The sequence below is a fragment of the Vibrio sp. Isolate25 genome, from assembly GCF_022398025.1.
Lineage (GTDB): Bacteria > Pseudomonadota > Gammaproteobacteria > Enterobacterales > Vibrionaceae > Vibrio > Vibrio coralliilyticus_A.
Genome location: NZ_JAKEUT010000003.1, coordinates 52,055 through 72,229 on the forward strand (window position 1 = coordinate 52,055; position 20,175 = coordinate 72,229).

Genomic DNA, 20,175 nt, shown 5'->3' on the forward strand with positions numbered 1-20,175 from the left:
TTTGGGGTGAGTTTTTCATAAAGACTCACCCTTATACTTAACCATTAGCTTCTTGTTGTTTAAGAAACGTCTGAGCTTCAAGAATGGCTTTATCTAAGCGCACTTTAAGCTCATCAAGTAAAACTGCAACAGAATCAATATCCTCTTTAATTGCCTGTTCGACTTTACCGGCTGATTCACGAAGCTTTAAGGCCCCCAAATTTCCCCCAACGCCCTTCAAACTATGTGCTTTACGTAAGGCTTCATCCGGAGAATCATTCAGCAGTTGTGTGATTCGCTCTGCATCCCCGGTATGATCATCAACGAAAACCTGCAGCAACATACACACAGATTCATAGTCATTCCCCAAAGCATCAAGCATGCCATCCAAATCAATTTCTGGCCCATCATTTAACCATGTATTTGCAGCTGTAACAGGCGACGGATGTGGTTCTGCTGTTGTTTCAACAATAGATTGAACTTCTTCGGGAGAGTTGTCTGCTTCTTTTTCGGGACGTTCGACCATTTGCTGAACTCCTGTAAACCGATAAACTATTGACATCATTACTAGTAAGCAAAGCCCACTAAAAACACCACCACCCATGATAAAGTAATGTTGCTGCGATTGATATTGTGCTTCCACTAGGTTGATCTGGTTATGGATAGAGTGTGTAATCATTTTTTCAATGGCATAACTGCCTTGCGCGTATCCTCCTAAAACAGAAGACGTTTGCGATAATAGCATCTGAAGATCTTTCTTTTGCAAGGTAGGCAGAGATTCAGATTCGACATACAGTTGATCCAGCTCTCGGAAAACTTGAGGGTTTGATTTGTTGGAGCTAAATAAAGCTTCCAAAACATTCGCACCCAAATGATAATAGTATAATTCCAGATCAGGGGAACTCTGGTATTTAGCTCGAACAAATTGGACTTGATCAACTAATGCAATCAAATCAAGCTCGTTATCCAAGAAGACTCTGGTCTGCTCAATAAACCGATCGATTGTGTATAGCAATTGATTGATATCAGGTGTCAGCCAATTTTGTTGATATGTTGCTTCAATTTGGAGGCGAAGAGCATAGATCAATTGCAAGTTGAGAGACTGCCCATCGGTCAGTTCTGCGCGATAAGCGGGTTCTTGAAAGAGCGAATATTTCAACTCATCAATGCTATTACTTAACTCACTGATCTGGTTCATTGTCATCACGTTGGAGCGATAACTCAGAGTGAACATTGTCATCCCTATCACCCAGACTATTACAACTAGCCAGCACAGCTTAAGCGCTTTGCGTTTCATGTCATGCTCGTGTTTGAATAAATTCCATAATTACAAGCATATACGCAAAGTTTAAGAATAGTAGGGCTAAGTGCATATTTCTTCGACTTAGCCCAACTCTAGATTAAATAATATAGTGGTTAACGATTACGGGTCAGCTGATCACGGAGATTCGGTGGTGTCCCTTTAATAGTTAGAGTGTCAGTTTCAGGGTCATAGAAAACGCGCTCACCGAGCAGCAGGCTATCAAAATTAATGTTTAAACCTCCGCCTGCGCCAACGTATTTCGTCAGCTTGCGAACTGTCGTTCTATCACCAGGAAAACTGTCTTCCAATTCATAACCCTGCTCTTGGGTATAATCAAGAAAACTGGTGCCATCTTGAGAAGGAGGAAGCTCACCAGAGAGTTCACGGACCTGAACTTCATCGCCGCTCTTGATTTGTTCGTTACAATAGTCAGCCACTTGCTTTTTATAACTGATGGCTTCGTCTTTCTCTAATTTCGAATCTGCACAGAAATCTTCAACCGCCTGCATCAAAACTTGGTTTTGCTGCTTAGTATCCAGCCCAACTTCAGCTTGCAAGAAATCAAGGAAGAAATCTGCCACCTTACGCCCAACGCGTCCTTTGATATAAGCTAAGTAGCGGTTCGACTCTTTATCTGTCTCATAACTGGTCAGGTCAATACGTGCAGCAATATCCATTTTGCTCAGATCAAGATAGTCCGTGGCACTAATTTCGAGACCTTCTGTTACTTTTAGGCTTTGGTTTGAAGGAATAATGGCAACGAATAGATAATCTGTCGCCAGAGACTGATATTCGGCAATCACCAGAATGCCTTCATCTGCAAATGGGTACTTACTTAGCTCATCTTTCAGGCGATTTGCACTTTCTTGTGAGAAATCATAAAAGTTTTTCTCACCCTTACGAAGTTCATGCAACCAGTTTTGAAATTCACTGTCAGACTTGAAAGAACCAAATCCTTTACCTGCTTTAGAATTAAAGACACGATGCAGCTCTGCAACTAGGTTTTCCGTCGATGCGTCATTCTCAAGAGAATTAGCTCGAAAGTTAACAACAAGTTCGTCAGAATCGTTTTTACGTAGCTGGTGTAAGATAACGTTTGAAAGATGAAGACTCATGATGAATTTTTATCGTCGTGTAGGTTTCAGTTGCGAGGCATTGTAGGTTATCATAAGCCGCTTTACTATCACCATTAGAGTCTTTATGCCGATCACATCTAAATACAGCGACGACAAAATTGAAGCAATTCTGTCAGAAGTTGCAGCAGTGCTAGACAAACACGGTGCGGGTCCTGAGTTATCTTTGATGATTGCGGGAAATATCGCTACCAATGTCTTAAATCAAAACGTTAATGCTTCACAACGTAAAGCACTTGCTGAAAAATTTGCTCAGGCACTGTTGTCTTCTATTGAAGAAAACACTCACTAGAACAATAAACGGACAATAAAACAGTACATGGTAGATAACGGAAATACATACGGCGAACGCGTATCGCGTTTAGTGGGTTGGGGGCATTGGTTTGCCTTTTTCAACATCATAGCGGCCATGTTAATTGGTACCCGTTATATCACTCAATCTCCTTGGCCCGATACCCTTTTAGGACAGTTTTATCTGGCCGTTTCTTGGGTTGGGCATTTCGGTTTTCTCGTTTTTGCACTCTACCTATTAGTTCTGTTTCCGCTGACTTTCTTGATACCGTCACGCAAGCTGTTTCGCTTGGTGGCGGTTTGCTTTGCTACCGTCGGTTTGACGGTACTTCTGATTGATACTCAAGCCTATCAAAAGATTAACCTTCATCTGACTCCTGTTGTTTGGGAAGTCTTATTTAGCGAAGAAGGCAGCTCCATCAGCATTGATTTGCAACACTTATTTGTCGTGTTGCCACTTATCTTCCTCTTACAGTTAGCATTATCTGAGTGGGTATGGCGCAAGCAACGTCGCCTGTCGCATAAACACGTTGGTCGCCCTATAGCAGCCCTCTTCTTTGTCAGTTTTATAACCAGTCACCTGATATACGTCTGGGCTGATGCTTATTTCTACAATCCGATTACCGCGCAGAAGGCCAATTTCCCTCTATCTTACCCGATGACAGCTAAATCCTTTATGGAACGTCACGGTTTACTGGATCGAGAAGAGTACCTTCAACGCCTGAAAGAAAGCGAAGCCAACTCAGATTTAGTTCGCTATCCTCTTGAGAAACTTGAATTTCATCGAAGAGCAAACCCGCTGAATGTTTTGATCGTGAGCGTCAATAACTTAAGGGGGGATGTACTAACATCCGATTTGATGCCAAACGCAGCAGAATTTGCTTCCGAGAACCTCAACTTTACTGATCACTATAGCTCTAGTAATGATACTTTCGGTGTATTTGGCTTATTTTATGGCCTACCGAGTAGCTACGTCAGCAGTATCAAAACTCAAGGCTCCCGTCCTATCTTACTTGATACACTCTTAGACAAAGACTATAGCTTTGGTTTGTTCAGCGGTGACAACTTCGATGATAATTTGTACGGTGAAACCGTATTCCGTGGTCTGAACTTTACAGGCATTGCATTTAATGACACCACATCTCCCGATACTCAGGCAATTAACGCGTGGGCGAATTGGGTTGCTCAACAGAAGAAAACCCCTTGGTTCAGCTTTATTGAACTCACCACGGTCGATAATTTCAACGCTTACAATGAAAACGCTGGCAGTCAAAAATCGACCTTAGAAACGCTGAAACAGGGGTATCACACTTCCGTTAGCAACGCCGACCAAGAACTGGGCGTATTGTTTGAGAAGATTAAAGAACTTGATATTGATGAATCAACTATTATCGTTATCACATCTAATCACGGTACCGAGTTCAATGAGACAAGAACGAACAGCTGGGGCTCAAATAGCAACTACAGTCGCTACCAGCTTCAAGTGCCAATGGTTATTCATTGGCCAGGAAAAGTCGCAGGAAAGTACAATCATCGCACCAGCCATTTAGACTTATCAGTGACACTACTCCAAGATTTGCTTGGTGTGTCCTCAAATCCTTCGGATTTTAGTAGCGGTCAAAACTTGTTTGACGAGCGTTCTAGAAAATGGATTCTAGCAGGGGACACAAGGGAACTGGCACTGATCACCAACAAAGATACGACAGTCATCGATAAGTTTGGTAACTACAAATTGTATGACAGTAACTATCAACGCTTGCAAGATGAGAATCCGACATTACCAGTCCTAATGCAAGGTTTGACTGAGCTGCAACGTTTTTACGTAAAAAGTAACTAAATCATAGCGTTAGTGATTGACCCCATCGAAAATAATGGGTAAATTACGGGTATCGGACTGTAGCGCAGCTTGGTAGCGCACCGTCATGGGGTGTCGGGGGTCGGAGGTTCAAATCCTCTCAGTCCGACCATACACCTAAAGCCCGTAACTCAATGAGTTACGGGCTTTTTTACACCCTTAGGAAAGCACTTAAAAGCATGGCGGTTCCAAAACAGTTCCAAAACTGGTTCCAATATTATGTCCAGATTGCCAGTTCAACCGCTGGCACTTGGACCCACTTTTCATGGCCCTCTTTGTATATTTTGGTACTACGGGAGTCAGTGTGTGCAGCGCGTGCTTGAGGGTCATGCCCGGCCTTATCATAAAGATGGATACTCAAACCTCGAATCTCGTGATAGGTCGGCCTACTCTCTGATGGAATGCTGCTCTTTACCTTAACCTGATCTCGTAGCTTGGAAAAAAAGCGGCTCAAATATTTTCTGTTCACTTGAGTGATGTGATCACAATACTGACTCATTTCATTGCTGCGCTTTTCCGGCATACGGTGTACTACATAAGGTGAATTGATGTTGTCCTTGCTTGCTTCAATAATATTTAGCAGTGACCTTGTCACAGGAATAACAACTCGACTTGCTTCTCTACCTTTTACCTTTTGACGATGAATTCTAAGGTACCCGTACACTTCAACTCCGTTTTCCAGAACGGGTTTATCAAGTAAGGTGATGTGTTCATATTTCATCGCACATATTTCGTTGACTGCATGAGTGGTCTCAAGAGAAAGGTCCATTGCAATACGCATCCATTGGGGCGCTATCGACCAAATAGCCTTATACTCAGCAATAGTAAGTCGTTGACGCTGCTTTTCTTCCTTAGGCTTGCGCTTTTTACGTTTAGCTGGGTTATCGACCATCACAGACTCATCGACCGCATAGTCAAATACCTTTGACATAAATGCGATCCATCGATTAAACACATTATTTGATTTGCCCGTGGCCACGGCTTCCAGTACCAAATTGACATCATCGAGAGTGATAGAAAGGCCTGCCTTATCACCAATCAAGATATTCAACTTGGCCAAACGACTTTCAAACATAGCCAACGTATCTTTGCTCGGTTTCTCCTCTGCAGCATAGCGCTCAGATACTCGAGAAAAAAAAGAAGAAAGCCTCTCTATTGATTTGCGACGATGTGGCTTGATTAGATCTAGGTTTACTGGATGAGAAATTTCAGGGTCAACTCTATAAGTAGCGTTGTATCTTCGCGCTAAAGCAATTGCTCGACTCTTATCATGGCCAAGGGATTTACAGCTATTATCAATACGCCGAAATACATAGCCTTTCTTGCCTTTAAAATAGAGACCTTCTGGAAGGTCTCTGTACTTTTTACTTCTTGGACGTGGCACGGTCACCTCTATACTAGCTAATGAGAAAGCAGCTCATCCAAAAATGGATCACCGCTAGAACTCTTTTCTTTTTCTAAATCTACGTAGTATGAACGTCCTATTCGCTTTCCTGGCAACGTACCTAAATCGATTTCTCTACGACAGATGCGTACATCAGGAGCCCCGCCTTGAGGAAAACGTAGCTTTCGCCAAAGGCTGAGTTTTACTAACATAAAAGATCCTCACACACAGGAACTCTAAAAAACCTGTGAACCTATGGAATAGATGGTTAACCTTCTGATCTATAAGAAAGTGGCTTCCATAACTTGCCGGTTACAGAGGCCGATAACTCATGGGGTAATCCATGGAACCCCATGAGTTTGTTGGAGCCATAAGCATAGTTTTGCCGCCTATGCTGCTTTTTCATCCTCCTGAGGTGCAAGTCCTCGTAATACAAGAACGGTCCAATCACACTCAATTTCCAAATGTAGAAGCTCTCTTGTGAGCGCCAATGCAGACAAAGGATCCTCTTTTCCCACTTGTTCACGTAAAGTTTTAAGGCGCTCTCTTAATAGGCACTCTAACTGTTCGAAGTAATAAGTATTAGCAAGGAACAAATGAACTAGGGCTTCATCTTGAATGCGTGAAATTGAAGGTTCAGTATCTAAGGCATTAGTCAGCTGCTCTTGGCCATCTGGCGTTAGTAAGTACAACTTCTTATCTGGTTTGCCCGATTGCGGTACATATTCCAAAGAGACCAAGCCCAACTTCTCTAGCTTTGCCATATCACGATAGATTTGTTGGTGTGATGCCTTCCAACCTTTATCTAGAAGTAGTTTAGTTAAATCGTAACCCGTTGATTGCTGCTGGTTCACTTCAGACATCATGATGAGTTGTAAATTAGATAAATACATATTGCTTCCTCTATGCTTGGTTATTGCTGTTACCTGCTTCAAAAGCAGCGACTTCTAGCTTTGATAACAAGCGACCTGTTTCCATGAGTTCATCAGGCAGCTCATTAACTCGGTTTTGATTCATTCTCAGATTTACTGACTGCGAGACACATTCAAGATTAGATAATTGGCAATTCAATTTGTCCCCATCAATGAAACGCAAGATCATCCCTTTGGGTACAGAACCGTTCTCTTTTTCCCAAATAACATAGTGCTTAGGTCGATAACGAGTATCCGCGCCGGTATATGGATTGCGTTCAGCAACATTAATTAGGATGTAACCATCTTTTGAACAAATACGTTCATGACCAACAGGCTTTTTGTTGTGTGGTATCTGACCTGATTGGAAGCTTCCTGAGTTTGGTTTACATAATCCTTTGGTTCCGCTGTTCCAGGGCAATTCACCTTTTTCAAAGCACCCTGTGCGGCCAGTCAACCAACCATGGCGCTTACAATAAGCAGATATGGCTTTTTGACTTTGTTCAAGACCAAACTTAGAGTTGAACTGTGCTGTAAGTTCTTTTCGAGGAAGCAGAGAATTGGCTTTTAAAAAACTCTTCTGCTCTTCAGTATATTGATGACAAATTCCTTTAGGCATGACGTTTATCCTCCATCATTGGGACTTCATACTTACCAGCGAATTCAGCTTTAAACTTTGCGCCTTCCAACGCCAACGATGCATTATCAATAATCTGCCTTGATATGTTGGTCATTGCTTTTGTTCGCTCGAGTTCTTTCTCTAACTCAGCACCTTTTAAGTCCTCATCACTCAATCGTTCCATCTGAGCAAACAAGTGGTTATTTAAATCTACGAGTTGGTTTTTCATCGGTTTACCTTCTTCGGTTTCTACTGCAGCTAACAATGATGATTTAACACTTTCACCGTCACATCTAAGTGCAATGAGGTGATACCTAGCTTTGTGGCAAGGCGCTTACGATTGCCTGCATCGAGGTTAATGGCGCTGGCCAACGTCTCGTATTTGTTTTCATGGCTGCTCATATCATGCTTTTTGCCATTGATATAAGGCTTATCAAGTCCCGCTTCTTCATAGACTTCTACAATCATTTTTGCGATATGATTAAGTGGTTTACTTTTTGGCATCTTTTGTCACCTCTTTTAGTTGCTCAAACTCTGGTTCATTACAGATTAGGAATCCCCCAAAACCAGTCTCTCTATGCAGTACTCCCTGACCTATTATTCGCCCCTCCAATACATCACACGCGTGTTCCACGGCTTGTTCAAAGGTCGGAAATGATCCAAGTGGCATGCTAACGATCTCTTGTGTTTTGGAATTCACCGATACGGCGCCATTGTCATTCAAATAAGCAGCGATGTAGTTATTCAATTTAGCCTCCTAAACTCGCCAACACTCATGGGTAACACACCGCTCTCGCCTAATAACTTTCCTCCACTTATCCAGTCGAAGGCTCGAAAAAACAAGCTCCAATTGAAACGATCGCAGCATTGCTGCTATTGCCCATAGTTTCCAAATCAATCATTAAGTTTTTCATTAGTTATTTCCTTATTGGTTAGTTTCTTTCTCACGAACATCGTCTGGGACAGCTGGGAACAAACCAAATTCACGCAAGTTCTCGACTCCTAGAGCGACAAAGTTAGCGACGCGCTTACCATTAATTGACTTTTCGTGGCCATCTTTCAGAACCACTTTTGCTTCCTTCAGTTGCTTTTTAAGAATGCGATCAGATTTAACCGGCAAACTGTCGAATTTCGCTTTGAGTGCAGGACTTTGGCTGATGTGCTGCATAATATGGCTAGTGCGAACCAGCAAACATAGCTCACCCTCAATCCAATCGAATGCGTACGGATGGCGGAAATGTCCTGCATCCATCTCACCAAGAATTAACTCTAGGATCCAAACCCATGGCTCACGTTCAGCCTCGGTTTCTCGAATGTGCGCGTTCATCTCCGTTACTAAGTCCTGCACAAAATGACCGTAGTTACTCGCAACGCCTGTAAACTCGCACAATAGACGCCAAGCCAGCATTAAACAGGCGTAATTGTCACGCATACGGTTGGCACCGTTATCATCTGGCTTGGCCATGCAACGTTTGGATAAGTAATCCACACACTCTCGATAAGCGCGTTTCATTTGAGGTCGAGAGTAAGATGTCAGATATAAAATCCAGTTTTTGACTGGGAAGCGAGGCAGGTCATCAGGAATCATGTCACCCTTGCGCCCGGTCAAATCAGAACGGACAAGCTTTCCAAGCAAAGACTGTACAGGCACGTCTTCACCAGCTAGCAGAACAGGCGCAATACTAAGAAACTCAGTCATGTCAGTACCGCGGCGAGTAATGGTGTATTGATAGCTCTCTTGAAGCATCGCTACCGCTTTATCAATCACGCCTTGCCCTTGTGCGGATAACTCTTCCCACCCGACTGGATGAGAGGTATGTGAGATTGATGTCAGCAAACGGAACTCGGTTTTCAAACTTTGGCCGGAGAACATCGTGAACGCTAACGTACGCTCTAGCGATTTAACCAGCGTTGACTTACCAGCGCCCTTTCCAGCATTCAGCATGTAGTGAGGCCAAAAGCCCAAAAATGTTTTGATATGACAGCCAAGCCCCCAAACCAAAAGCATCAGAGCGGCATTATTTTTAAAAGTGGCATGATAAGCCTCTAATACTCTAAGACCTTGTTCTGGTGTTCCTGATGGGAACTGTAGATTGTGATAAGGGCACTGCTGTGTTGGGTCAGTAAAGAACGAGTCAGGACCTTCATTCAAAATTGCTTGACCGTTATGCCAAGCTAAGCCAACGAAATTCACTGCGCTGCGCTCACCAATATGAGTCGCACGCTCGAGGATAGAGATCATTCGGGTAAACTTACCTGGGTTAAAAATCCCGCCGCCAACTCTACGCCATACGTCTACGTTATATAGCTGCTCACGCTTCATAACAAAGCGTGTCAACTCTGTTGGAGAGTCTGGCGTTTGAATTGTTGATGAATAGACTTTTGTCGGCTGTAAATCTGGCTCCCCCGTCATTGCGGAGTTAGCCGATGAAATAGTTACTTTCGATAAGCCAGCGATGCGAAAAGAACAAACATCTTGCGGTATCTTCTGTTCACCTTCTTCGTTGGTTACGATTTTTAAATAGCTTGTAAAGTCAGGCTTTACTCTAAACAGCCAATAAAGACTTTGGTCGTGATGTGGAAGTGGCAGACGCTTAAATTGAGCATTCTCAAACTCACCTTCCTGACCTGCGACCAACCACTGTTCCAAGTTGTTTTCTAGCGTGCACTTGGTTAAAAATGTGCCGTGTTTCTTGAGAAAGTCGTTCAAATCATTCAAACCTTCCCACTTGCCATTTTTTTGATCAACAAGGAAGCAAGGAATATTTAGAGCGGTGCATTTCTCGTGAACAATCCAAGCAGCCTCAGGTCCTGGTCTATGTCCTTTTCTAGGTCCTTCAGCTATGGGTTCATCATTGTCGAAACAACAAATCACACGTTTACCTGCTAAGAATCTCCAGTCAATTTCATCAACAGCAAGGCCACGAGTAGCAACAGCGGTTGTCAGAGATTTACCTTTACCCTTTGGATCAAATCCCGCTATAGCCGAAATCGCGTTGATGGCAGATTCAACTACAATCACCGTTTTGGCACGCTTCAAAGCAACCTTGTCTGGAATGTATGGATACCCACGCTTTTCGCCCATGGCTTTAGTCTTGTTATCACCGTTTAGAGCCGGGTCAAAAAATCGTATATCGATACCCATGATCTCATTGGTAAACAAGCATCGACTTGGGAACGTAATAGCCGGTCCACCGTACCCAAGTTCGCCTGCGTTCTTGCTAGGGTTTGTCCAGTCGCTATAGCCGAATGCTCCGCGCCTTTGCAACATATCAACCACTTCAGCAGGAATGCCACGTTCGTCAATAAGGTAAGCCCTTGCATCAGATGCCATTGATAACTGCTTGTCAGCCACCCATGCCAGCTGGCTTTGTGGCTTGTTTGGCTGCGGCGCGACTTCATCAGTTGGAATATTAAATTCCTCATGTAGCCACTTCATTGCCTCACTGGTATCAGTTGCCTGGCCACAATAAATAACGAGGTCAATACATGAGCCCTTTTCACCAGAGGTGTGATCTTTCCACATCTCATATCCAGCTTTACCTGCATTAAAAATGCTGACACTTGGATGTTTGTCAGGTCTATCTGGTGCTCGATAGTTCCCATTTGGATCTGGTCGTTCCATTCCCAAACGGTCAGCCAACTCATGTAAATCAATGATCTGTTTTAGTTGTTCTGCGGACGCCATACAGCGTGCCTCCAATTCTATGTAGTTCTACCCCAACGGATACAGGGCCAAAAAGACGTTCTAAATTTTGCTTTACCTGCTGAAACTCTTGAGACTTCAGCAGGTCTGCCATCGGTGGATACTCTTGTTGAATGCGACCCCACACGGCCTTTTTCTTGTCAGGAGCGAGTTCACTCAGAGTGACCGATGGCATAGCACTGCGAGTTAAAACCGGCTCGGAAAACCAGAGAGGGCAAGTCCAGCCTTTATAGGGTTTACAGGTCATAGGCATAAAGCCGCCTTAAACATGCCGCGGTTATCCATAGCTCATGACTCATATGGCAACTGTGTGTGAGTTGTAGATTCATCACCTCTTCTTGATCGAGGTGGTGTATCTCTTGCTCATCAAGCTCTATATGTCCTGCCTGTTGCCACTCTTTAAACACCGAATCTTGTTCATCAACAAAAGCTTCACGATTAATAAACCCCTTTTGACGAACCATTTGCTGCTCAAGCTTAAATAGGCACGCTCGCTCAGGAGCAGTAAGTCTCGTAGCCATTAGCGCTTCAGACATAAGCCGCCTCCATGTAATTTGTAGCTAAACGTTTGGAGGGTAAAATTTGATGACGACGCCAAACAGAATTCTCGTTAAGCACTTCAAGAAGTTGTTCAGCGTATTGCTCAGGAACCCCTCCACTTGTCAGCCATAAGCGAATATCGGTAGGCCTCACGTTTAAGCGCTCTGCTACGTATTCCGCCATTCGCATTGCGCTCGCCCTGCCGTTAAATACATGCAAATTGATATTGCGCATAGCAGCGGCTAATGCATTTCTGCGCATCTGCTGTACCATTTCTTCAATACTTTGCACTGTTTCCATACCTAAACTTCCTTATTGAGATGAATGAGAAAACACCGAAACACGACGATCTTTACTAACTAACACGGGAGACTCTCCAATCAGTTTCACAACAACATTTGGCCCTTGCTCCTCACACGACTCGACAATCGCTGCAGTTCTTGGGCTACCGTCGATACTGATCACGTTGCCACGAACCACTTCATCGACAGAGATATGCTTTAAATTCTGTTGGCCTATCGAAAACATGTACTTGCCTCCTGCATTGCTTGCTCTAGAGACTCGCGATTAGGCTTGGTATAAACCGCTGTCGTTGAAGGGCTAGAATGACCAAGCACCGCCTGAACTCGACGCAATGCATTGGGATCCGTTGTGCGCTCAAGAAACCGGATAGCCCAACAATGGCGCAACCAGTGTGGCGTTCCCTCAGGCACCTCAGCCAAACGACACCATTGAGAGAAACGAGCTTGAAAACTACGGCGACTCATCGCCTGGCGATTACGGCTAAGAAAAAGAGGACGCTCTAATCGAGAGGTATCCCACTCAATGCCCTTACTCATATCTTTGTGGATCTTCAGAAGTTCTTTAAGTGCCGCTATTGCTGACTTGTTCAGCGCAATTGGATGCTTCTTTTGGTTCTTAGCATTGGCGGTTTCATACACTAAGTACCCTTCAGCTAAACTGGCTTCAGCATCACCAACGGTTAAACCTATCATTGGCAAATTCTTCTCTTTTGCCTTTTTCGCATCTGGCCCTGCAAGAACGCCTAAACGCACCGCAGTTTCGCGCATTAGCAACATCCAGTAATAGTCGCGCTTGGCATAGATGCCATATGTCTGCTTGACGGTTTTGAATAGTCTTTTCTCTTCCTGCTCAGAAAAGTAATGAAGAAACACGCCTGAATCAGAGACTTCATTGTTGTGGAATACTGGGGTCATGGCCTACCTCCTTTGGCTTCGCCTGTGATTAAGCTTTGACTAGTGAGCGCAAGCGCTCTAGCAACTCAAGAGCTGCAGCAAACACTTCTTGCAACTCGCGTTCTATGCGTTCGAACTCATGCTGCTCTATGTCACCATCTTCTAACGCATCTGAAATAGCACGGTTCATGTCACCAATTTCAGCGTGTAAAGTGCTGTAGCAGTTAAGTAGCTCAACGTCAGAAACAGAGCGGTAATCACCAAGGAAATAAACGGAGTAATTCAGCTCGCTGGCCATGGCTCGCAACGGGCCAACGTCTCCGGTAAGCTGCATAGTTTGAAGGGTGTCAAATAAGCCAAGTTTGTGGCTAGTTTGATTAGGGTTGATTTCGTTAAACAAGACACCTGGTCTTTTGTTTAGGTGTTGTTCAACTTTAGATATGTCACCAAATGCCTTTAGCATTTGATGTAAAGCGTGCACCACTTGCGGGTAACGTGGTGCAGCAATAGATAGATCGGTCATGTGACCTCCTAAAAAATTGATACGTTTCCAATTCTTAGAAGCCTGCGCTACAATCTACCGTAAGGATGAAATGGTGTTGGAGCCGTGAGCATAGAGGTTGCCGCCTCGCTCTAAGTCCCTACAGGTAGATTGCGGTTGCGCAGACTTCTTGGCCGCTTACTGATTGCCGTTAGTAAGCGGTTTTTCCTTTCTATTCATCATCATTTTTCTTTTGACCTAGCCAAGATAATGGTGGTTGAGGGAGCTTCATCTTTAAGCAGAGACGTTCAATCACTTCTTTCTGAATCTCAACTTCAAATTTATCACCAGTCGTTTTTAGTTCTTTCATCGCTCTTTGGAGATCTTTGTAAAGCGTGGAAAATTGATTGACCGATAATTCATTCACTTCAATAAGCTTTTGTTCACAAGCAATAAAGTATTCTCGCATCTGATACCCAATGTCAGACTTCTCTAACATGCAAAGGTGTTTAGCCATCTCGACTGTAATTGTGTACTCCGTAGATGGTCGACCTTTCTCATCATTTTTTTTCAAATTTGAAAAAAAATCCTTCTTTTCCACAAAGCCAATATCTTCTATTTTGCGAGTCATCCAAAGCGTAAAAGCGGTAGCATTACCCAAATTAGAGTGTAGATTGCGCGCATCGACACATCGTTTAACAACTCCATCAATCGTTGATTCAAAAACTTCAATTTGAATTGGTGATTTTTTAGTGTTCATTTTGCAATTCCTGATTTAATTTCGGCTGATTGTTCAGCCCTAAATAGTAGTTAACCCCGTACCAATCGATATTTTTGAGGGGCCTAGGCCCTCCTAAATAAGCAGTAGAACTACACTTCGACAGGTGTGAGGTACGTAATTTTGACTATTTAGGAACAGCTAGCTATTCCTAAGCCGCCTGCTCATCAATTGGCGGTAAACCTAGTTCCTCCTCTTTTTCTTCTACACAACGGCGAATCATCAGTCGTGCTAGTTGCGCGACATTACGTTCATCTAATTTAGCTAAGCGTTCCAAGCGCACCTTCAAGTCTGGGTCTCTTGTGCTTATCACACCGTAATAGGTTTTGCCTTTGCTCATAGCTAACTTGCTCCTTTCTACGTCGTTCTATTTAACCCGAAAATCTATACTTAAAAATCACTATTTAGGGCGTACAGTATCGTGATAAGCTAATACATACGTGCGGATATCGCACACTTTGCCCTAAAATTATGTTTTTGTATTCAGAATACGAAGATTATTGATCACTTTTTGGTTTATTACAACAGGAAAAAACTAATTTTATGTCTTCCAGCTTTGTATCACGTCTAAACCTCGTACTTAATGGTCGAAAACAAACTCCTTGGGGGAAGTCACTTGGCTTAACCGGAGGTGCAATTTCTTCTATTTTCGGAGGTAGGATTCCCGGTTCAGAAATACTCAACGTGATCCATCGTGCAGAAAACGTAAATCTGAACTGGCTACTCACTGGTGAAGGCTCACCTTTTATCGTTGAATACTTCCAAACCGCTGATGCACTGTCTGATTACGTTTGCGCCATGCTCCATGATGAACCATGGGTTGTTTACGTTTGCTCGCATGTAGACACTGCTTGCCTCGTTCTCACTCAGCCGGGCGCCTATGAATTCAAAGGTAAATTTGTTGATTACAACATGATCCATGTATTGGTTGGCCCGGGTGATGATGTATTGGCAAACGTGCTTAACGACCATAATTCAGATGGCGGTGCGGTATTTGTTCCTTTAATGACGGACAACGAACGTAAAGATTTGATAGCGGGTAAAATTGGTACATATGAGCTGCTTGGTGGTTTAGAGCCTTTGTTGAATCCGCACAAAGTAGGATCACATATCAGTGACATTGAGTTTACAGGGGCAAGTTCAAGTAACGCATCGGTTGATGTGTCTATCATGCGAACCATTATAAACTTGGTTAGTGAAAAAGAAGCCGAGCTGCAAGCTGATCTCACTACGGAACAAAGGGCACGTATTATCGCTGCGGTATACAAACAGTTAAGCCGCGTTGATTTACCGGCCCCAATACCCGAGCAAGCTTTTTCAGCCGCGGTTGAAGCTGCATTTGATGTGCTGATTGACTGAGTTTTATCAAACTCAAGTTTGAAGAACGCCAGAGCCAACACCTGTTGCTCTGGCGTTTTATTATTGATTTTCCTAGCCATATTCATTCCGAATTTATTTTTCTTGTTTTAGATACAGCTTATCGTTTTTTGCAACGTAAGTTGCTGTGCCACCCATCACATAGCGAATCTGTATCCATTGACCTAAATATCAGAGACAGAATGTATACCTTCATAGCATAGGGATTATTTCTCTGTATTATGCTCGGCAAATGAAAAACCAAAGATTAAGACAGGCAAGGAAAGCAGCAGGACTTTCACGTAACCAGCTGGCGAAACTCATGCACAAATCGCCACATACGATTAAGTCTTGGGAAACAACTGCTCGTCAACCACGCACTCTGCGCGAGGTTGAACGCTTGTGTGATTTTTTGGGAATTACTGTAGCCTGGTACCTGACTGGGCAACCACCCATGAGGCCAATTTTACCCAGTGATAAAGAGAAGGAACTGCTAACCCTGTTTTCAGAGCTAACAGATGAACAGAAGGAAGCGGTTTTAGCCGTTATGAGGGTGATGAACTAAAGGGAGTCGTTATTACCGACTCCCTTTACCAGATATGACTTTTCTTCAAAGCTGAAGAAAAGTTCGGATTGATACTTTCGGTCATTTTTGCTCAAAAGTTCACTCTAACCTCGGCACTTCACTAAAGGGTGTCCTGTATTAGTGGGCACCCTTGGCTTCATTTTTTGCCAATTTTGGCAATAAATCCAAACCAAGACTTTTAAACATTTCTGTCTGAAAGTAAAAGGGCGTCACTAATAGTTACACCCTTCGAAACTCAGCTCAATCTCGGCATATCGGCAACATTCTGTTTGGGAATAACAAACTCGCCACTTAGTGTATGCCCATCCGTTCCCAACACTTCAGACACTTTGCTGCACATCCATTCGGTATTAAACTCCTTTCGCGCATGGCCAGAGACTAAAATATTGCGCTCAGCTTGAACCCCGGGGATGAATGGGAAGTCATCTAAGGTCAACACATAGTCGCTGCGTTGCTCTTGATAAAGAACCGCTTCAGCAGCTGCTCGAGCAGCCTCTTCGTTAGGGAATATTTTACTCAGTTTCTTAACCTTACCCGCTTCTTCTCCGACTCTGACCATCTGCTTTTGCCCTTGCTCCACGGTTTGCCAGAACGCCTCTACCGCTTTGACGTTGCCAGAGCCTTTTAACTCTATCTCTGCTTCTGTTTCATCGGTGATATGGACGGGGACAGGAGGCAAGGTTTTCCCGCTAACGCTTTGGTTATCGCCTCGCTCAAAGAACACCAATTTTTTATCTGCGATTTTCATGGTTGCACCATGTTCTTTCGCCAGCTCCGTAACTAAGTCAGCATCACTTTGCCCTGCTTGTACATAGTGACCAATAGTAATATTTGCATACTTGCCGCTCACTGCAGGGGTAAAACCGTTTCGGCTAGCGATGGTCTCAACCAAGGTTTTTAGATTGGTACTTTGCCAGGTAAAATCCCGCTGTGTTTTAAAGCTTCCCCCTAGGTTTGCCGCATCACCAGAGATCACTATTTGTTTATCTGGATTCCTGAGTTTTACTGAATTCACCGTAAAACTGCCTCTAAACACTAAGTGCTCTATATCTTTACCCGTATAGATTTGCATGTTCGCATCAGCTTTAGGAAACGCGACCTTACCATCATCAGCTAAGACTAACTCAAAGTTGTCACTTTCAAGCCCTGCTTCATCATTGATCGTCAGACTCACAAAGAATTCCCTGATGATTGGCGTAATGTCTTTGCCGTTTACCACGGTCTTAAATGGCGCTAATCCCATAGACTTATCTCTTCTTCATCTGCAGGCGTTTCAAGTTCTGGCAGGTGTATTTTTACCCCTGCTTTAAGTGGGTGTGGCAAAGCAGAAAGCCCCCGATTAGCTTTGAGTACCGCTTCATAGGCACCGGGTAAACCGTTGTAGTATCGGTAGGCAATATCATCAATCTGATCACCATCTTTTGATATGTAAGTCGTCATGGCTACACCTCGTCTGGATACTCTTTAATCTCTATGGTGAACTCAATTTTACGCGCTACGCCTTTGGTAAACAGATTGGTTTTATCGACTTCCAAAGAGCGAATAGTCCATAAAGCGAGGTCATGGCCAAGACCATCAATCAGACGCAGCGGCTTCCCTTTATCACCTTCTGCTTTCATTTTGTCGGTCTGCCCTAGCCCTCCACGAAAATGCGGATAGATAGTGCCTTGAAAACGAAGGGTCGATAACTCTCCACCAATAAACTGCGAACGTGGCTTACGCCCGGTAAGATTATGATCCGACCATCGCCAAGCGTGAACCTCTCGAATGCTTTGTAGCGCAGCGGTATCGATACTGAACCGATAGTCCCCTAACGCCATCATTACATCTGCCATTCTATTTCCTTAATCTGCAAAGCTAACGTTGCGCCCACCTGGCTTCATTTTTTCCATCTGTTTCGCAACACGAAGCACCATTTTTTCGAGCTTATTCAGTTGCTCATCACTGGCATTGCCTTGAACATGGAAAACAGGATTAAAGTTGACCTGAGGCGGCGCCACCTGATTGGTCGACTGGCTGACTTGTTTAGCTGTACTGGCAATTTGAGTATGCTGAACTGCGGTTTGCTGACTGGATTTCTTAACACTATCACCAGGTTTAGGAGTCTCTGAACCAAAGAAACCACCTACCCAACCACCCAATGCTTCACCGCCCATTCCACCAAGTAACGCACCGGCTAAACCACCTATCGCGGTACCAATAACAGGCACAACAGAACCTATCGCCGCTCCTGCCGCTGCGCCAGCCATTGCGCCCCCCATGTTGCCAACTGTACCGCCAATTTGCGTCGATTTTTCTTTACCTGATAACGAATCATCCATCATTGTTGAACCAAGACTCAAAGCACCAAGAGCCGCACCGACATATGGTAATCGACGAGTCAATCCACCCAACTTGCTAGCAGACGACAAAGCCCGCCCAGGCATGGAACGAGGGCGAGCTTTTCCACGTCTACGCTTTCTCCTGGCCCCTACATCACCACCGAATCCATCGGCTGGCATATTTGTCACGTAAACCTTAGACACATCGCCAGAAGGCAACCCGGGTAAACCTGCACCTCCACCACTGCTTTTGGGGCCTCGAACGAAGTCCATAACCCCTTTACCCATGGTGTAAGCTTTTCGGCCAGCCCAAACTGCACCCAATGTACCGGCTAATGCAGTAGCACCGGTTAATGCCTTATTGAGGTTTTCTGGCTCGATGCTGTTGATTGCATCGGCAAGGTCTGCGATAGGCTCTGCCAGTTTTTCATCAGCGAAACTCATCCATGCGGTTTTCAATGTCATCATGGCTGCGTTCGCGGTTTGAGCCATTCGAGCTGATTTTTCGAGTACTGCCGTTCCATTCCCGTCAACATTTAGCAGTTCATCAAATTTAGCTCTATCAGTTTCACTGGCTAGCTTGTTGATCATTCTAATGGCCTCATCACCAAACAGTTGACTGTATTGAGTGATGTCAGAATTGGTCGCTGCCATTATATCTTTAAGTAGAACTGGGATTGCTCTAAACTTCTTCTCTCCCCTTGCTAGAGCTTCTTCATCAAAGACCTGAACACCTAAAGCTTCTATCTTTTCATAGTTGGAAGTAATGTCTGCTAAAACAGATTCCATCGCACTCGCTGCTTCAGCTGCAGAACCAGAACCCATCATTGACATTTGGAGCATTGCACCCATTTCTCGAACAGCTTCTTTTCCTGTTCTTCCCATAGCCGCATAAGCCGCAGACACGGCTGCACCTTCTGCCGCTAGGTTATTCAGAGTGAAAGCACCTTTGTCACCTTGTACGACTAGAGAGTCAACTGCTGCTAATACTTCTTCCGAGTTCTTCAATCCAAACTTCTCGGACATATCAGCAAACATGGCCCCGACATCCATCCCTGCCGCACCTGTTGCTTGAATTACTCGACCAATGTTGGCCATGTTCTCTTGAGCAAACTTAAGATCACCGGTTTTCTCAACAATCTTTTCAACGGCTGAGAGCATTTCACCCTGATCAACACGAATATCTGATTGCTGGGAAGTAGCGAACATCTCTTTGCGCAGAGTAGCCATCTCACCTTTGGTTTTTCCTGCCTGTATTCCCAGACGTTCATAGCGTTCTTCTAACCCCATAACAGCAACAGCGGAGCCAGCCCCTGCAGCACCTGTTGCTAACGCAGTCCATTGATTACCCAGACTATCAATACCTTCGCCAACCTTATCGACACTACGACGCATTAGATCGGTTTTCTTAATAGCAGCGCCCATATCTTGGGTGTACTTACGAACGTTCTTACGAACATTAGCCAAGCGTTGACCCATACGACTGGTCGAGCGGCCAGCTCGCTGGTTCTCTCTACCTAATCGACTTGTTTCGTTTTTTAAACGCTGAGAACTTTTACCCAGTCGCTGATTCTGCCGCTCTAGATCGTCAAAAGCTCGAGAGACAGACCTGTCAACCCGAGCTTCTACACCAATCCCGACAGATGCCTTGTTATTAGCCATATCGGTTCTCTGTCTTATGAATTATCACTTTCTTCGTTCAATTGGCTGAGGTTTTGACACTCCTCTAGCCATTC

Annotated in this window: 26 protein-coding genes and 1 tRNA gene; 5 read left to right on the forward strand and 22 right to left on the reverse strand. The window is 44.2% G+C overall.

The features are described from left to right. Window positions 1-37 precede the first annotated feature (37 nt). Together L1D15_RS09810 and yejK are read right to left on the reverse strand one after the other, a co-directional pair. The gene (locus L1D15_RS09810; RefSeq protein WP_239875465.1) at window positions 38-1,276 is read right to left on the reverse strand and encodes an Hpt domain-containing protein; all 1,239 of its coding nucleotides are present in this window, start codon (window positions 1,274-1,276) and stop codon (window positions 38-40) included. Between the two features lie 119 nt (window positions 1,277-1,395). Further along, complete coding sequence (gene yejK / locus L1D15_RS09815) at window positions 1,396-2,397, reverse strand: nucleoid-associated protein YejK (RefSeq protein WP_239865654.1); 1,002 nt, start codon at window positions 2,395-2,397, stop codon at window positions 1,396-1,398. A gap of 85 nt (window positions 2,398-2,482) precedes the next feature. On the opposite strand from yejK, the gene L1D15_RS09820 reads away from it, so the two are divergent. From L1D15_RS09820 to L1D15_RS09830, 3 genes are all read left to right on the forward strand, one after another. After that, window positions 2,483-2,707, forward strand: a complete 225-nt coding sequence (locus L1D15_RS09820; protein WP_239838202.1) for a YejL family protein — start codon at window positions 2,483-2,485, stop codon at window positions 2,705-2,707. A 27-nt stretch (window positions 2,708-2,734) separates the two neighbouring features. Beyond that, on the forward strand, window positions 2,735-4,543 hold the full coding sequence (locus L1D15_RS09825; RefSeq protein ID WP_239875466.1) for a DUF3413 domain-containing protein: 1,809 nt from the start codon (window positions 2,735-2,737) through the stop codon (window positions 4,541-4,543). A gap of 53 nt (window positions 4,544-4,596) precedes the next feature. After that, a tRNA-Pro gene (locus L1D15_RS09830) sits at window positions 4,597-4,673 on the forward strand. Between the two features lie 105 nt (window positions 4,674-4,778). On the opposite strand, the gene L1D15_RS22100 is transcribed toward L1D15_RS09830, so the two are convergent. The 16 genes from L1D15_RS22100 to L1D15_RS09915 all read right to left on the reverse strand — a co-directional run bounded on the left by L1D15_RS22100 (window position 4,779) and on the right by L1D15_RS09915 (window position 14,516). After that, window positions 4,779-5,945 (reverse strand): tyrosine-type recombinase/integrase, encoded by a 1,167-nt coding sequence (locus L1D15_RS22100; RefSeq protein WP_239875467.1) that lies wholly within the window; start codon window positions 5,943-5,945, stop codon window positions 4,779-4,781. Between the two features lie 17 nt (window positions 5,946-5,962). After that, window positions 5,963-6,157 carry a hypothetical protein gene (locus tag L1D15_RS09840; RefSeq protein WP_124940013.1) on the reverse strand — a complete coding sequence of 65 codons (195 nt, stop codon included), beginning with the start codon at window positions 6,155-6,157 and terminating at the stop codon, window positions 5,963-5,965. A gap of 177 nt (window positions 6,158-6,334) precedes the next feature. After that, window positions 6,335-6,838 carry a PadR family transcriptional regulator gene (locus tag L1D15_RS09845; RefSeq protein WP_239875468.1) on the reverse strand — a complete coding sequence of 168 codons (504 nt, stop codon included), beginning with the start codon at window positions 6,836-6,838 and terminating at the stop codon, window positions 6,335-6,337. A 10-nt stretch (window positions 6,839-6,848) separates the two neighbouring features. Next, window positions 6,849-7,475, reverse strand: a complete 627-nt coding sequence (locus L1D15_RS09850; protein ID WP_239875469.1) for an HNH endonuclease signature motif containing protein — start codon at window positions 7,473-7,475, stop codon at window positions 6,849-6,851. Then, on the reverse strand, window positions 7,468-7,704 hold the full coding sequence (locus L1D15_RS09855) for a hypothetical protein (protein ID WP_239875470.1): 237 nt from the start codon (window positions 7,702-7,704) through the stop codon (window positions 7,468-7,470). Before L1D15_RS09855 ends, L1D15_RS09850 begins: the two co-directional genes overlap by 8 nt. Before the next feature lie 29 nt (window positions 7,705-7,733). Further along, on the reverse strand, window positions 7,734-7,979 hold the full coding sequence (locus tag L1D15_RS09860; protein ID WP_239875471.1) for a hypothetical protein: 246 nt from the start codon (window positions 7,977-7,979) through the stop codon (window positions 7,734-7,736). After that, window positions 7,966-8,223, reverse strand: coding sequence for a hypothetical protein (locus L1D15_RS09865; RefSeq protein WP_124940017.1), 258 nt, complete (start codon window positions 8,221-8,223; stop codon window positions 7,966-7,968). The genes L1D15_RS09860 and L1D15_RS09865 overlap by 14 nt, the downstream gene beginning before the upstream one ends. Window positions 8,224-8,400: 177 nt before the next feature. Further along, a complete protein-coding gene (locus L1D15_RS09875; protein ID WP_239875472.1) occupies window positions 8,401-11,163 on the reverse strand; it encodes a toprim domain-containing protein in 2,763 nt (920 codons plus the stop codon). Next, window positions 11,129-11,434 carry a hypothetical protein gene (locus L1D15_RS09880; RefSeq protein WP_239875473.1) on the reverse strand — a complete coding sequence of 102 codons (306 nt, stop codon included), beginning with the start codon at window positions 11,432-11,434 and terminating at the stop codon, window positions 11,129-11,131. Before L1D15_RS09880 ends, L1D15_RS09875 begins: the two co-directional genes overlap by 35 nt. Beyond that, the gene (locus tag L1D15_RS09885; RefSeq protein ID WP_239875474.1) at window positions 11,418-11,717 is read right to left on the reverse strand and encodes a hypothetical protein; all 300 of its coding nucleotides are present in this window, start codon (window positions 11,715-11,717) and stop codon (window positions 11,418-11,420) included. The genes L1D15_RS09880 and L1D15_RS09885 overlap by 17 nt, the downstream gene beginning before the upstream one ends. Further along, window positions 11,710-12,021: a hypothetical protein gene (locus tag L1D15_RS09890; protein ID WP_239875475.1), complete on the reverse strand. Its 312-nt coding sequence runs from the start codon at window positions 12,019-12,021 to the stop codon at window positions 11,710-11,712. The genes L1D15_RS09885 and L1D15_RS09890 overlap by 8 nt, the downstream gene beginning before the upstream one ends. A gap of 12 nt (window positions 12,022-12,033) precedes the next feature. Beyond that, window positions 12,034-12,249, reverse strand: a complete 216-nt coding sequence (locus tag L1D15_RS09895; RefSeq protein ID WP_239875476.1) for a hypothetical protein — start codon at window positions 12,247-12,249, stop codon at window positions 12,034-12,036. After that, entirely contained in the window at window positions 12,237-12,938 is a 702-nt protein-coding gene (locus L1D15_RS09900; protein ID WP_239875477.1) for a tyrosine-type recombinase/integrase, read from the reverse strand. Before L1D15_RS09900 ends, L1D15_RS09895 begins: the two co-directional genes overlap by 13 nt. Window positions 12,939-12,966: 28 nt before the next feature. Beyond that, window positions 12,967-13,440, reverse strand: a complete 474-nt coding sequence (locus tag L1D15_RS09905) for a phage regulatory CII family protein (protein ID WP_239875478.1) — start codon at window positions 13,438-13,440, stop codon at window positions 12,967-12,969. A 190-nt stretch (window positions 13,441-13,630) separates the two neighbouring features. Next, window positions 13,631-14,158 (reverse strand): antA/AntB antirepressor family protein, encoded by a 528-nt coding sequence (locus L1D15_RS09910; protein WP_239875479.1) that lies wholly within the window; start codon window positions 14,156-14,158, stop codon window positions 13,631-13,633. A gap of 169 nt (window positions 14,159-14,327) precedes the next feature. Then, complete coding sequence (locus tag L1D15_RS09915) at window positions 14,328-14,516, reverse strand: hypothetical protein (protein ID WP_239875480.1); 189 nt, start codon at window positions 14,514-14,516, stop codon at window positions 14,328-14,330. A gap of 203 nt (window positions 14,517-14,719) precedes the next feature. Between L1D15_RS09915 and L1D15_RS09920 the strand changes: the two genes are divergently transcribed. Continuing rightward, on the forward strand, window positions 14,720-15,535 hold the full coding sequence (locus L1D15_RS09920) for a transcriptional regulator (protein WP_239875481.1): 816 nt from the start codon (window positions 14,720-14,722) through the stop codon (window positions 15,533-15,535). Window positions 15,536-15,785: 250 nt separating this feature from the next. After that, window positions 15,786-16,097: a helix-turn-helix domain-containing protein gene (locus tag L1D15_RS09925; protein WP_239875482.1), complete on the forward strand. Its 312-nt coding sequence runs from the start codon at window positions 15,786-15,788 to the stop codon at window positions 16,095-16,097. Window positions 16,098-16,353: 256 nt separating this feature from the next. Here L1D15_RS09925 and L1D15_RS09930 read toward each other — a convergent pair whose 3' ends face one another. From L1D15_RS09930 to L1D15_RS09945, 4 genes are read right to left on the reverse strand one after another with little or no spacing between them, the layout of a single operon-like run. Next, a complete protein-coding gene (locus L1D15_RS09930; protein ID WP_239875483.1) occupies window positions 16,354-17,361 on the reverse strand; it encodes a contractile injection system protein, VgrG/Pvc8 family in 1,008 nt (335 codons plus the stop codon). Further along, the gene (locus L1D15_RS09935; RefSeq protein ID WP_124940031.1) at window positions 17,352-17,558 is read right to left on the reverse strand and encodes a tail protein X; all 207 of its coding nucleotides are present in this window, start codon (window positions 17,556-17,558) and stop codon (window positions 17,352-17,354) included. Before L1D15_RS09935 ends, L1D15_RS09930 begins: the two co-directional genes overlap by 10 nt. 2 nt (window positions 17,559-17,560) lie before the next feature. Further along, window positions 17,561-17,953 (reverse strand): phage tail protein, encoded by a 393-nt coding sequence (locus L1D15_RS09940; RefSeq protein ID WP_124940032.1) that lies wholly within the window; start codon window positions 17,951-17,953, stop codon window positions 17,561-17,563. A gap of 9 nt (window positions 17,954-17,962) precedes the next feature. Continuing rightward, a complete protein-coding gene (locus L1D15_RS09945; RefSeq protein WP_239875484.1) occupies window positions 17,963-20,101 on the reverse strand; it encodes a hypothetical protein in 2,139 nt (712 codons plus the stop codon). Between the last annotated feature and the right edge of the window lie 74 nt (window positions 20,102-20,175).